At 58.8% G+C, this 13,980-nt stretch carries 8 protein-coding genes; 1 reads left to right on the forward strand and 7 read right to left on the reverse strand.

What is annotated here, in order from left to right; all coding sequences use genetic code 11:
- The 7 genes from KF767_18395 to katG form a co-directional block, all read right to left on the reverse strand.
- The coding region (locus tag KF767_18395; protein ID MBX3019863.1) for a M23 family metallopeptidase at nt 1-873 on the reverse strand (873 nt) is incomplete at its 3' end.
- A 103-nt stretch (nt 874-976) separates the two neighbouring features.
- Entirely contained in the window at nt 977-3,184 is a 2,208-nt protein-coding gene (cadA, locus tag KF767_18400; GenBank protein ID MBX3019864.1) for a cadmium-translocating P-type ATPase, read from the reverse strand.
- Nucleotide 3,185: 1 nt separating this feature from the next.
- Entirely contained in the window at nt 3,186-6,326 is a 3,141-nt protein-coding gene (locus KF767_18405) for an efflux RND transporter permease subunit (GenBank protein MBX3019865.1), read from the reverse strand.
- Nucleotides 6,327-6,336: 10 nt separating this feature from the next.
- Nucleotides 6,337-6,810 (reverse strand): hypothetical protein, encoded by a 474-nt coding sequence (locus KF767_18410; protein MBX3019866.1) that lies wholly within the window; start codon nt 6,808-6,810, stop codon nt 6,337-6,339.
- Nucleotides 6,807-8,039, reverse strand: coding sequence for a TolC family protein (locus KF767_18415; protein MBX3019867.1), 1,233 nt, complete (start codon nt 8,037-8,039; stop codon nt 6,807-6,809). Before KF767_18415 ends, KF767_18410 begins: the two co-directional genes overlap by 4 nt.
- A gap of 74 nt (nt 8,040-8,113) precedes the next feature.
- A complete protein-coding gene (locus tag KF767_18420) occupies nt 8,114-8,479 on the reverse strand; it encodes a hypothetical protein (GenBank protein MBX3019868.1) in 366 nt (121 codons plus the stop codon).
- A gap of 124 nt (nt 8,480-8,603) precedes the next feature.
- On the reverse strand, nt 8,604-10,880 hold the full coding sequence (katG, locus tag KF767_18425) for a catalase/peroxidase HPI (protein ID MBX3019869.1): 2,277 nt from the start codon (nt 10,878-10,880) through the stop codon (nt 8,604-8,606).
- A 502-nt stretch (nt 10,881-11,382) separates the two neighbouring features.
- On the opposite strand from katG, the gene KF767_18430 reads away from it, so the two are divergent.
- Nucleotides 11,383-13,980: a HAMP domain-containing protein gene (locus KF767_18430; protein ID MBX3019870.1), complete on the forward strand. Its 2,598-nt coding sequence runs from the start codon at nt 11,383-11,385 to the stop codon at nt 13,978-13,980.

The following is a 13,980-nucleotide window of genomic DNA, read 5'->3' on the forward strand; positions in this document are numbered from 1 at the left end:
TGACTTCCTCGGTAAGACAGTGAGCGGATTGATCCACTTGCCATTTTTGATCAGTTCGAAATGAAGATGCGGTCCGGTCACGGCCCCCGTCGCACCCACGCAGCCGAGGGGGGCGCCTTGGGCGACGCGGGCGCCACGGGCGGGGAGGCGGCAGCCGGGACTCAGGTGAAGATAGCGTGTTTTCGTTCCGTCGCCATGATTAATCGTGATCATATTTCCCGCGCCGCCGTTGCAGGAGCTGCGCCCATTGCGGCAACCGCCGGCGGAGACCTCGATGACGCCCGCTTTGGCCGCGCGAACCGTCGCTCCGTTGTTGCGTGAGATGTCCGTTCCACGATGAAGCTTAACCACGCCCTTGATCGGATGGCGTCGGTATCCGAAACCACTCCTCACCACTCCCGAAACGGGCCAGATAAAGTTGGACTTTGAATTTGTCGCGCGGGCGATGGCTGAAAGATCCTCGGTGGCGCGGCGGGTGGCCGTGGCGGGCTCGGCGCAGTTGGTGCATCCGACCCGTGCTTCGGTTCGGCTCTCACGGGGCTGGTCCGCTTCGACGGGTGTTTCGATGGGGGTGAAAAAACGGGCGTTTACCCATCCGGTGCTCACCTGTTTGACCCCGTTGGGTGAACGCACGATCTGGACGCGGTACCAAGTTTCGCCGTTACGCAGTTTACGGGTACGCAGAACTTCGATCTCTTCATAGCGTTTCACTTCACCGAGAACCTCGTGACCCGTCCGGCCCGCGCCATTCCAGAAGCGCACATCGGTATGGTTGGTTTTCACCGTATGTCCCATCGCGTTTTGGAACACGCCGAATCCCGCGATCACGATGAGGGCATGGAGCAGGATGTGGTCGTATTTCCGCAAGGCCATGGCCTATGGAATTGCAGACGGGGTGCCAGATGTAACTCATTTGAAGGCGTTCCAATTTTCCTTGAAACGCCCAAATGTTTTTCGGGTGGCCAGCGTGGAAAGGCTATCGATCCTTGGTCCGCAGCAGCCGAAGCGCGTTCAATGTGACAAGGACGGAGGCGCCCAGATCGGCGGCCACCGCCAGCCAGAGGTTCGAGAGGCCGACGATCGCAAGGACCAGGAATGCGGCTTTGGTCGCGATCGCGAAGGCGATGTTGAACCGGATCACATTCAGTGCCCGTCGCCCCTGCTGAATCGCGCGGGGAAGTTGGGCGAGGTCGTCCTGCATTAAGCTGATATCGGAGGTCTCGATCGCGGCATCCGTCCCGGCCGCTCCCATCGAGATGCCGACACTGGCGTTCGCCAAAGCCGGAGCGTCGTTGACTCCATCGCCGACCATACCGACATAGGTGTAGCGGGCGGTGAGATTTTTGACGGCCTCCACCTTCGCTTCCGGAAGGAGATCTCCCTTTCCTTGATCGATCCCGGTCTGCGCGCAGATCGCGTCGACCGTCCTCTGATTGTCGCCGCTCAGAACGACGACATGCTGAATTCCGACCCGGTGAAGTTCCGCGATGGCCTCTTTCGCGTTCTTCTTGACGGTGTCACCGAGTCCGAAGATGGCCAAGACTTCGCCCGGTCGCCCGCCTTCGTTCAGCCGACCGAGGATCACGACGGACATGGATTGCTGTTCCAGGGAAATCAGATGGGCTTCAATCTGGGGATTGCATAAACCCAGCTCATGAGTCATGCGGTGATTGCCGACAAAGTAGGGGCGGCCATCGATATGTCCCTGGGCCCCGCGGCCCGCAATGACACGATAGTCGGTGATTTCCTTCAGCGGCCCCCGTGGGCCGCCTTGATAAGCCATGACCGCCTTGGCGAGCGGATGCGAAGACAGACTTTCGAGGGCGTAAGCGAAGTGAAGGGCTTCGGTTTCGTCCTTTGCGCCATAAAGGCGGAAGCTTTGAACTTGGAACCGGCCTTCGGTGAGGGTTCCTGTTTTGTCGAGGGCCACGGCCTGGAGGCGTCCCAGAACTTCGAGGTACTTTCCGCCTTTGACCAAAACTCCGCGCCGCGCGAGGGAGGCCAGTGCGGAGACGACCGAAATGGGGGTCGCGAGAACTAATGCGCAGGGGCAAGCGATCACGAGTAGAACCAGCGCGCGGTAAAACCAAACATCGAACTCTCCACCCAGAATGAACGGGGGGACCGTGGCGACGAGCACGGCCACCAAGAACACGATCGGGGTGTAGATCCGCGCAAACCGGTCGACGAATCGTTCCGATGGAGATTTCTGATCTTGGGCCTCCTCGATCAGACGCATGACTCTTGATATTTTTGTATCTTGGAAGGCCTTGGTCACCTGAACGGTCAGCCCGCCCTGCTCGTTGAGAGTGCCCGCGAAGACGCTGTCGCCGGGGCCTTTTTCGACGGGGACGGATTCTCCCGTGAGTGGGGCCTGATTCACGCTGGATGTGCCCTCAGTGACGGTTCCGTCTAGGGGGAAACTGTCTCCCGGGCGAACGATGATGAGGTCTCCGAGACCAACTTGCGCCACTGGCAGGGCCACGATCGCACCATCGCGTTTGACTTGCGCGATTTGGGGCGTCAGCTTCAGGACCGCGCGAATGGCTTGGCGTGCTCGGGCGACACTGAAAGCCTCAAGCAGTTCGGCCAGCGAGAACAAAAACACGACGGTCGCGCCTTCCGAATACTCTTGGATGGCGAAGGCTCCCGCCGCCGCGATCGTCATCAAAAAGTTCATATCGAGGGATCTTTGTTTCACCGCCCGTAGAGCTTTCGGAAACACGAGGGCCCCGCTGAGGGCCGTCGAGAGTCCGAAGACGGCGAAGGCCATCATGGGCGAGAGATTTTCACTCCAATCCAGAGCGAGTCCCGCGACCAAAAGAACTGCGGAGAGGGAGAGGAGGGCGATGCCTTTACGGTGGCTGACAAAAAATCCAGGCGCTTCGTTTTCGACCACGCGCACGCCGGTTTTTTCGATTTGCGCCCGGACCTGGTCTTCCCGAATTGACTTCGGGTATTGAACGGTCGCCGTGGACGCGATCAAATTGACCGCGACGGAGGTGATCCCCAATTCGGCGAGAGATTTGGTGATGGCGTTCACCTCGTCCGAGCAGTCCGCCCCCGAAATGTGAAAGACACTTTCGTTCTCGCCTTCCCGCGCGGCGCCGAGCGCCGGTGCGGGAGATTCCTCGGAATGGCAGTCGTGGCAATGCGAGGTGTGTGATCCTGGATGCGAACTCATATTAGTGGGCGACCTTTCCTTTGAAGCGATTCTCAAAAAGGGAGTAGAGGATTGGCAGTACGATCAGAGTCAAAAGCGTGGAGGAAACGATGCCGCCGATCACGACCGAGGCCAGCGGTCTTTGCACTTCCGCGCCGACGCCCGTGGAAAGCATCATCGGCAAGAAACCGAAAATGGCGACAAGGGCCGTCATCAAGACCGGGCGTAGTCGAATCAATGTTCCGGTGAAGACGAGCTCTTTTCCCGTGTACCCATCCTGCTTGAGCTGGTTGAAATAGTTCACGAGCACGACCCCGTTCAACACCGCGATACCGGAAAGGGCGATGAAACCGACGCCGGCCGAGATGCTGAAGGGGAGCCCATTGAGCACCAGGCTGACGACGCCTCCGACGAGGGCGAACGGAACGCAGAGGAAGATGAGAGCGGTCTGGCCCACGCTGCCGAAGGCCGCGTAGATCATCAAAAGCACCACGACCAATGAGATCGGCGTCAGAAGGAGCAGACGTGAACGCGCCTCCTGCAGATTTTTGAAGTTGCCTCCCCATTCGACGTAGTAACCCTGTGGCAGCTTCACTTCCTGCTCGACCCGTGCTCGCGCCTCTTGCACGAAACTCTCCGTGTCTCGACCACGCAAGTTGATGAGGACGGCGGAACGGCGGTTTGAGTCTTCCCGGTTGATGGACCCGAACGTTTCGCTGAATTCCGTTTGCGCGAGTTCCGCAAGCGGGGCGGTGACGTTCGTTCCGACAGCCACGGGCAGCCTTCGGATGGTTTCAAGATCCGAGCGTTCGTCTTCGGCGAGTCGTACCACGATCGGAAACTTCCGCTCTCCTTCGTAAAGGTATCCGGCCTCGCGGCCCCCAAGCGCGATGGCGATCGTGTCTAGAACGGCCACTTTGGGAGCTCCGTAGCGATCCATTCGCGTTTCGTCGGGCGTGACGCGCAGGACGGGACTCGTTCCCGCCAAATCGACTTCGACGTCGCCCGCGCCAGGCACCTTCGTCACGATGGTTTGAATTTGCTTTGCTAGGTTCATATTCGTCTGCAAATCGGGCCCAAATACCTTCACCGCTACGTCCGCACGCGTCCCCTCGAGAAGTTCGTTGAAACGCATCTGGATGGGTTGGGAAGCGAGATAGTTTTGTCCGGGTAGCTCCTTTTCGAGTCGCGCGACGAGAGTGTTCACGAGGGACTCGTAACTGTGTTTGCCCGTTTCTTCGTGAGTGGGCCACTCTTTTCTTTCTTTGAGCATGATGTAAGTGTCCGAGACGTTCACGCCCATGGGGTCGGTGGCCACCTCGGATGTTCCGATCCGCGAGAACACGTTCTGAACCTCGGGGTACTGACGAATGATCCGTTCCGCCTTGACTTGGAACGCGATGGATTGATCCAAGCTAATATTGACGGGGCGGATCATGTGGAAGGCGTAGGAGCCTTCGCTGAGTTGCGGCAAAAATTCCGCGCCCCGAGAGGCGAAAAGCGCGACTCCCACCATCACGGCCGCCACCGCGATCGAGAGCGTGGCGGCTTTGTACCTGAAAGTGGCCTCGAGAATCGGTTGATAAAGGCGCCGCACCCACTGCATCAGGCGGGGTTCGGATTCGTTGGCATGTCCTGAGAGCAGAAGCGAAGCCAGGGCCGGTGCGGTCGTAAAGGAAAGCACCAAGGCCGACGCAACGGCGATCGCGAATGTTGCCGCCATGGGGCCGAACATTTTTCCTTCGATACCGACGAGGCCGAAGATCGGCAGGAAAACGACCACGACGATGAGTTCGCCGAACCCGGCGGCGACCCGAACTTCGACGGCGGCGTCGTAAACGGCCTTCTGTAGCTCCTCTCGGCTCAACGGGCGACCGTATTTCTTCGCGAGGTCATTCACGTAGCGGACGCAGTTGTCGATCAAGATGACCGTTCCATCGACGATGATTCCGAAGTCCAGCGCCCCGAGACTCATCAGGTTTCCCGAAATCCCAAGGGGTTTCATGATCAGAAAGGTCGCCATCAGAGAGAGGGGGATCGTCACCGCCGTGATGAGGGCGGCGCGGACATTTCCGACCAACAGGAAGAGAATCACGATCACGAGCGTCGCACCCAACGCGAGATTGTGCTCGACCGTACCGAGGGTCGCATTGACGAGGTTCGAGCGATTGTAGACCGTCGTCATCACGTACTCTTCGGGAAGGGATTTCGCGACTTCTTGCACCCGCGCTTCGACGCGGTTCGCGACGATTCTGCTGTTCTCGCCCAGCAGCATCATCACGGTTCCGAGAACGGTTTCGTTTCCGTTCACCGTCGCCGCACCGGTACGCAGCTCCTTGCCGAGTTTGATTTGTGCGATCTCCCCCAGCTTGATGATCTTGAACGAGTCGAGCTGTTTGACGGGGACGTTCGCGATATCGCTCGGACTTTTGAAGAGTCCTACGCCTTGAACGAGGAACTGCTCCGCGGTCTGTGAAATATAGCCGCCGCCGACATTTTTATTCGCTTTTTCGAGGGCGAGGGTGATGTCGTCGAAATGAATCCCGTAGGTCACCATCTTCGCGAGATCGGGTTGGACGTGGTACTGACGCTCGAAGCCGCCGGTGGTGTTGATCTCGGCGATTCCCTCGACCGTCATCAGTCGCGGTTTGACGTACCAGTCTTGCAAGGCCTTGACGTCCATCAACTGGCGGAGTCGCTCTTCGGGATCTTGTGCCGGATTTTTGACGTCCAGAGTGTATTGGTAGATTTCACCGAGGCCGGTTGAAATCGGCCCCAGGCGGGATTCAGCCCCTTCCGGCAAATCCCCGATCACGCTCTGTAGGCGCTCCGAGACCATTTGACGAGCGCGGTAAATGTCGATCCCGTCTTTGAATACGATCGTCACTTGCGAGAGGCCGAAACGCGTGACGGAGCGGACCTGGGTTACGCCCGCGATTCCGCGCATCGCGCTTTCGGTGGGAAACGTGATCGTCCGTTCGATCTCTTCGGGTGCAAGGCCGGCGATGCTGGTGTTGACCTGAACCTGATTGTTGGTGATGTCCGGGACCGCATCGATCGGAAGGTTCTGAAAGGCGACCAGACCGGCGATCGCCATCGCGAAGGTCAGCAGCAGAACAATCCCGCGGTTATAGACGGAAAAATGAATAATTTTGTTGATCATAAGGTCATCCTTAGTGTGAGTGGCCTTCGGCCATGCCGCCGGTGGCGGCGAGTTCCGCGATCCGCACGAAGCCGAGTCCCGCAATCAGGATCTCGTCTCCGGGTCGCAAGTCCTTTGAAGAAACGCGAATCGTTTCGCCGGACTGGCTCGCAGGGGTGAAATCGATACGTTTGATGAATCCCGCGCGTCGCCGATAGAGGCTCACTTCGCTGCCTGATCGGACGGTCGCCATTTTGGGCAGCGTCCAGGGACCGGCATCCTTCAGCACGATGGCCCGGATTTCGAAGTTTTTCTCGGCCTCTGGAGACAGTTTGAATCCGTCGTGATCGTCGATGGCGACAATCCCTTTCTCGGGGCCCACGTTTTCGGGCGTTTCGGAACGTTCTTCAGTGTGGTCGGGGCCGTGCTCATCGTGTTCATCCGCGCTCCAGGCCGGGGGCGTGATCAGCAGAAAGCAAACGAGAATCCAGATCTTGTTTTTCATGTTCCGACCTCCGGTAAGATGCCGTCGAGAATCTGCGCTTCCAGCAAACTGTCGATGGCGGTGGCCTCGCGCTCATTGCGGCTGCGCTCCAGTTCGAAATGCGTACGGTGTGACTCGATCACGAGGGCGCTTGGAATCATTCCGCGGCCGAAGAGTCGGTCCACCGCTTTGTGGCGCTTCTCCATGTCCTGGTGGCTCGGGCCTTCGTTCAGGGCCTTGACGGATTGGCGGTAAATCCGCGCCAATTCTTCGCGCTGAATTCCTTGCTCGCGAAGGCCGGTTTGGCGTCGATTTTCTTGCAGCCGTAGGGCTGCTTGCGAGGCCGCTTTCGCGCCGCCATTCGTATTGAAAATGGGAAGGGGAAGGCTCAGGTTCATGCCGAAGAGTTGATTGGAGCGATTCGCCTCTCGCTGCACTTTGACGCTCGGGCCGATCGCCAAAATGGGCCACGCTTCGCTGCGGGCCACGTCAAGGTCGGCTTGGGCTGCCGCGATCTCGGCATCGAAAAGTCGCGCTTGCGAGGACGGCGCGGGAGACGCTGGCCGTTTCATTTCGGGCCACGATTTCGGGGCGGGGGGGAGAAGGCGGCGCAAGTTTGGACCCGTCGTTCCGGCTTTGCTTCGGAAGAAGGCTTCGAGGCCCGCGATCTCGTCGGCGAGCGCGACGGCTTTGAACTGAAATTCGCCGTAGGCCGACTGAAACAGCGACAGGGACACCTCTTGCTCGGGATTGAGTCCGGGGCGTCGCGCGTACTGTGAAATCAGCTTCGCGTAGCTCTGCAGGGTCTCGTCGACGATCTCGATCTCGTGAGCCGTTTGCCGCAAACGATGCAGTCTGAGAATGGATTCGCGACGGAGTTCCGCGCGGGCGAGTTGATGGCGAAGTTCCGCGATCCGGACTTGGCTTTCCGCGACGGAGCGGCGCGCGGCGCGCCGCGCGCCGAGTTCAAGGGGGATCGCGAGGGAGAGATCGGTTTCGCTTTGGCGAGTGCCGTCGGCGTCCCCTTGAAAAGTCTCTGCGGAGAACTCGGGATTTTTCCATTGTTCGGCGGCGCCGATTTGTGCCTTGTTTCTTTCGACTTCAAGGCGGCTCGACTGCAGTTCGGCGGACTGTTCTTCGAGACATGCGAAGAGTTCATTGATGGATGTCGGGGATGGGCACTCCGCGCGTGCGGTCGATATTGCGCACGTGAGCGCGAGCAGTCCCGTCAGGGAAATAAGACGATTCACGTCAACCTCGTTGGTGAGATGTAAGTTTAAATGGGCAAAGACGGCCGCTCACCGCGATCGCGGCGGGCTTAAAACTAGGCGAGGCGAGGAGGACGACGTCGAGCTTCGAGATCCGGCGCCGCCAGGAGATGGCGTTCCGCAAAGCGATTGCTTTTCGCAAAATGGACCATAAGGTTGCTGTCCGCTACGGGCGCTGACGTGAACAGACAGTGTCCGAAATGGGCATGCCCCGAATGGCAAGGGTCGCCGCAGGACTCTTGATCGGTGGTCTGGGGGGACGCGGAGTGTTCGGTCAGAATGGATCCGGAACCGACGCATTCTTGCTGATGTGACAGGGAGACGTCCGCGTCATGGGGTTTGACTTGAAGGGCACCGGAAATCAAAACCGTTCCCAACAGGGTCACGAGCATCAAAATGAGAAAACGCCCCAGTGCATTCACGCCTTCAATTTATCGGATCCCGTTGGAGTTGACAAGGGAAGCTTTGGCATCCCTCATGTCCGCGTTCGGAAGTCCCGGCCGACTCAGGCCGGGACTTCCATTCAGATAAGAAGGAAAATTCTCGTTACTTCTTACCGACTTGCAGATCAAAGCGATCGTTGTTCATGACTTTGTTCCAAGCGGCGACGAAATCACTCAAAAACCTCTGCTGTCCATCGTTCGCGGCGTAGAGTTCCGCGAGCGCGCGCAGCTCCGAATGCGAGCCGATCAGCAGGTCGACGGGAGTCGCCGTCCACTTGACCGCACCGGTCTTGCGATCGACACCTTCATACATTCCGGCGGTTTTCGCTTTTTGCCACTTGGTCGACATATCGAGAAGGTTCACGAAAACGTCGTTGGTCAACTGACCCGGACGATTCGTGAACACTCCGTTTTTCGAACCGTCGGCGTTGATGTTGATGGCGCGCAGACCGCCCATCAAGACCGCCGCTTCCGGAACGCTCAATCCTAACATGTACGCGCGGTCGACGAACGAGTCCACCGGGGACAGATAGTTGCCCGGACCGAAGTAGTTGCGGAACGCGTCCGCTTTCGGCTCGAGGAAGGCGTAGGACTGAACGTCCGTCTGCTCTTGAGTCGCGTCGCCGCGACCCAAAGTCACGGGAACCGTGATCTTTTGTCCCGCGTCTTGCGCCGCTTTTTCGATGCCGGCCGCGCCGCCGATGACGATCAGGTCCGCCATTGAAACCTTCTTGTTGCTCCAAGCCGACTTGTTGAAGTCGTTCTGGATCTTCTCGTAGGCCGCGAGCACCTTCGCGGTGGCCGCGGGGCTGTTCACCGCCCAGTCTTTCGCGGGAGCTAGACGCAGACGCGCGCCATTCGCGCCGCCACGCATGTCGGTCTTGCGGTAAGACGCCGCCGAAGCCCACGCCGTGCGCACGAGATCCGAAGTCGAAAGTCCCGCGTCCAGGATCTTTTTCTTCAAACCATTCGCGTCGCTTTCGCTGATCTGTTTGTAGTCGGGGGTCGTGATGGGGTCTTGCCAGAGCAGAACCTCGGCCGGAATTTCGCTGCCGACGTAACGCGCGCGCGGTCCCAGATCACGGTGCGTGAGTTTGAACCAGGCCTTCGCGAAGGCGACTTCGAACTCGCGCGGATGCTCGAGCCAGCGCCGGGTGATTTTGCCGTACTCGGGATCCATCCGCAGCGCCATGTCCGTGGTGAACATGATCGGTGCGTGACGTTTCTTCGGGTCGTGCGCATCGGGCACCATCGAGGCACCTTGGCCGCCCGAGGGGATCCACTGCGTGCCGCCCGCGGGACTTTTGCTTTTCACCCAGTCCCACGCGTAAAGGTTCGCGAGGAATTGGTGTGTCCACTGCGTCGGCGACGCGGTCCATGCGCCTTCGAGGCCCGAGGTCGTTGCGTCGGCGCCAACGCCGGTGCCGCATTTGTTCTTCCAACCCATGCCTTGCTCTTCAACACCGGCGGCGCCGGGCTCGACGGCCACGCATTTGTCGGGACGATGACGGCCGTGCGCTTTACCGAACGTGTGTCCACCCGCGATCAATGCGACGGTTTCTTCGTCGTTCATCGCCATGCGGCCGAAGGTCTCGCGGATGTCTTTTCCTGCCGCGATGGGATCGGGATTACCGCCCGGGCCTTCCGGATTGACGTAGATCAAACCCATTTGGACTGCGGCCAGAGGGCCGTCGAGTTTGCGGGCTTTTTTGTCTTTGTTTTCTTTGTAACGCTCGTCCGCGAGCCACTTCTTTTCCGGGCCCCAGTAAACGAGGTCCGCTTCCCAATCGTCGGTGCGGCCACCGGCGAAGCCGAAGGTTTTGAAACCCATGGATTCGAGGGCGACGTTGCCGGTGAGGACCATCAAGTCCGCCCACGACAGCGCGTTGCCGTACTTTTGTTTGATGGGCCAGAGCAGACGGCGCGCTTTATCGAGGTTCGCGTTGTCGGGCCAGCTGTTCAGCGGCTCGAAACGTTGTTGGCCGCCGCCGGCGCCACCACGCCCGTCAACCGTGCGGTAGGTGCCCGCACTATGCCACGCCATACGGATGAAGAACGGACCGTAGTGTCCCCAGTCCGCGGGCCACCAGTCTTGCGACGTTTTCATCACCTTCTCAATATCGGCTTTCACCGCTTTGAGATCGAGTTTCTTGAACTCTTCGGCATAGTTGTAATGCGCGAGGGGATTGGATTCGATCCCGTGTTGGCGCAAAGGACTCAGGTCCACGCGCTCGGGCCACCAGAACTGATTCGACATCGTTTGCACGATGGTGGTGGTGTGGGCAGCGGTACTTTTCAGTTGTCCCTCTTTTTGCGCGTAGGACGTGAGGGGGAGGGTCAACGCGAGCAGCGCGATCCCTTGAATTTTCAGTCGAAGCATAGGCTCTCTTTCTCCGGTTGAAAGGTTGGGGTTTTCGTCTTTGAACGACGCTTCACGATGCCGCCCCCGTCCGGATTCGTACAATACTTAAAACCTATCGCGGGATAGAGGATGTCTATTCTGTTTCCGCATGCGCGGGAAAATCCGTGCGGGAGAAGCATGAGCAGTGAGTCACGCCCATCTGTTCTCCCGTGGCGCGCACTTTTCCGCCTTGGCGCCGCTGTGCTTCATTCCATATTAAACTTTGCTAAGCGGCTTCGCCGACGAGTTCAGCAGAGACGTCTTTTTCTCCTCAAAATCTGAAATCGATGCGGGATATTTTCCCGCTTCAGCAAAGAAGCGGCCATCGAAATCGCTCCCTAATTTCCTCAATTTCTGAAGAAAGTTGTAAGCGCCACTTTTGCAGGCGAATAGAAAATCTTCGCTTTTTAGCGTCGATCACATTGAAGTGAGCGACTGAAATTTTGATCGAGATCGTTAAACCGGATCAATGGAGGATTCGATGGAACGAGTCGTTGTCGTAGGAAAACCCAAATCCAAAGGGAAAGCCTCGAATAAACCTCTGCCTGCTCCGAGGGGCGCGGACGTCGGCCCTTCGCTGAGTGAATCCTCGCGCCTCAGCTCCCCAGACCTGCGCACCCAACTTCGCGATTTACATAAAGTCGTCAAGGCCGTTCGTAACGGTGATTTCTCTGTACGGATGAGTGTCGAGTCGGAGGGGATCGTCGCCGAGATCGGCGAGGTCTTAAACGACATCATCGAACACAACGAAAATATGGCCAATGAATTCGTCCGCGTTCGGAGCATCATCGGTCTGGAAGGCCGCATGACCGAGCGGGTGAATATGGGGTCGGTCAAGGGATCGTGGGCGACTTCGGTCGACTCGGTGAACTTGATGATCTCGGATCTGGCGCACCCGACAACGGAAGTCGCGCGGGTCATCACCTCCGTCGCCAAAGGGGATTTGTCGCAAAAGATGTATCTCGAAGTCGACTCGCGCCCCGTGAAAGGGGAGTTTTTGCGGATCGGAACCACGGTGAACGCCATGGTCGATCAGCTGAACTCGTTCGCGTCGGAGGTGACCCGGGTCGCGAAAGAGGTCGGAACCGAAGGAAAGCTCGGCGGTCAGGCGAACGTCGGCGGCGTGAGCGGGGTTTGGAAAGATCTGACGGATAACGTGAACGTCCTTGCGGGAAACTTGACGGATCAGGTCCGGAATATCGCGAAGGTCACCACCGCCGTTGCGAAAGGCGACTTGTCGCAAAAAATTACGGTCGACGCCCGCGGCGAGATCATGGAACTCAAAAACACGATCAACACGATGGTCGATCAGCTTTCGTCCTTCGCTTCGGAGGTCACGCGGGTCGCGAAGGACGTCGGTACCGAAGGAAAGCTTGGCGGTCAGGCGAACGTCAAAGGGGTCAGCGGCGTCTGGAAAGATCTGACCGATAACGTGAACGGTCTGGCCGATAACTTGACGGCGCAGGTTCGTAACATCGCGAAGGTGACGACCGCGGTCGCGACGGGCGACTTGTCGCAGAAAATTACGGTCGACGCCCGTGGCGAGATCATGGAACTGAAAAATACGATCAACACGATGGTCGATCAGCTGCGGTCCTTCGCGGCCGAGGTCACCCGGGTCGCGAAAGAGGTCGGTACCGAAGGACGACTGGGCGGACAGGCCGACGTCAAAGGGGTCAGCGGAACTTGGAAAGATCTGACGGATAACGTGAATGGTCTTGCGAACAACTTGACCGCGCAGGTTCGTAACATCGCGAAGGTGACCACCGCGGTCGCGAACGGCGACTTGTCACAAAAGATCACGGTCGACGCCAAGGGCGAGATCTTGGAGCTCAAAGATACCATCAACACGATGGTCGATACGCTGCGCTCGTTCGCCGCGGAGGTGACCCGGGTGGCGAAGGAAGTCGGTACCGAAGGGAAACTCGGCGGTCAGGCGGACGTCAAAGGCGTCAGCGGAACGTGGAAGGACTTGACCGATAACGTGAACGCCATGGCCTCGAACTTGACGGTCCAGCTTCGTGACGTCTCGAAGGTCGCGACCGCCATCGCGACGGGGGACTTGTCCCAGAAGATCACGGTCGACGTGAAGGGCGAGATCCTGCAGATCAAAGACGTGATCAACAAGATGGTCGATCAGCTGGGGTCTTTCGCGGCCGAGGTCACGCGGGTCGCGAAGGAAGTCGGTACCGAAGGAAAGCTCGGCGGTCAGGCGGACGTCAAAGGCGTCAGCGGAACGTGGAAAGATCTGACGGACAACGTGAACGTCCTTGCCGGAAACTTGACGGATCAGGTCCGGAACATCGCGAAAGTGACGACGGCGGTCGCAAAGGGCGACTTGTCGCAAAAGATCACGGTCGACGCCCGGGGCGAGATCTTCGAGCTGAAGAATACGATCAACGTCATGGTCGATCAGCTGAACTCGTTCGCCGCCGAGGTCACGCGGGTCGCGAAGGAAGTCGGAACCGAAGGAAAGCTCGGCGGTCAGGCGGACGTGAAGGGCGTCAGCGGAACGTGGAAGGACTTGACCGATAACGTGAATCAGCTGGCCGGAAACTTGACGAGTCAGGTCCGGAACATCGCGAAGGTCACGACGGCCGTCGCGAACGGGGACTTGTCGCAGAAGATCACGGTCGACGCGAAAGGCGAGATCTCGGAACTTAAAAATACGATCAACGTCATGGTCGATCAGCTGAACTCGTTCGCCGCGGAGGTCACGCGGGTCGCGAAAGAGGTCGGTACCGAAGGAAAACTCGGAGGCCAGGCGGAAGTCCGCGGGGTCAGCGGAGTCTGGAAGGATTTGACCGATAACGTGAACTTCATGGCCCTCAACCTGACGAAACAGGTCCGGGGGATCGTGAAGGTCGTCACCGCGGTCGCCAACGGCGACCTCAACCAGAAGTTCGTCATCGAAGCGAAAGGGGAGGTCGCGGCCCTCGCCGAAACGATCAACTCCATGACCGATACGCTCAGGACTTTCGCGGATCAGGTGACCTCGGTCGCCCGCGAGGTCGGTATCGAAGGAAAGCTCGGCGGTCAGGCGAAGGTTCCGGGGGCGCGGGAACGTGGAAGGATTTGA

The organism is Pseudobdellovibrionaceae bacterium (assembly GCA_019637875.1).
Classification (GTDB): Bacteria; Bdellovibrionota; Bdellovibrionia; order Bdellovibrionales; family Bdellovibrionaceae; genus JAHBUW01.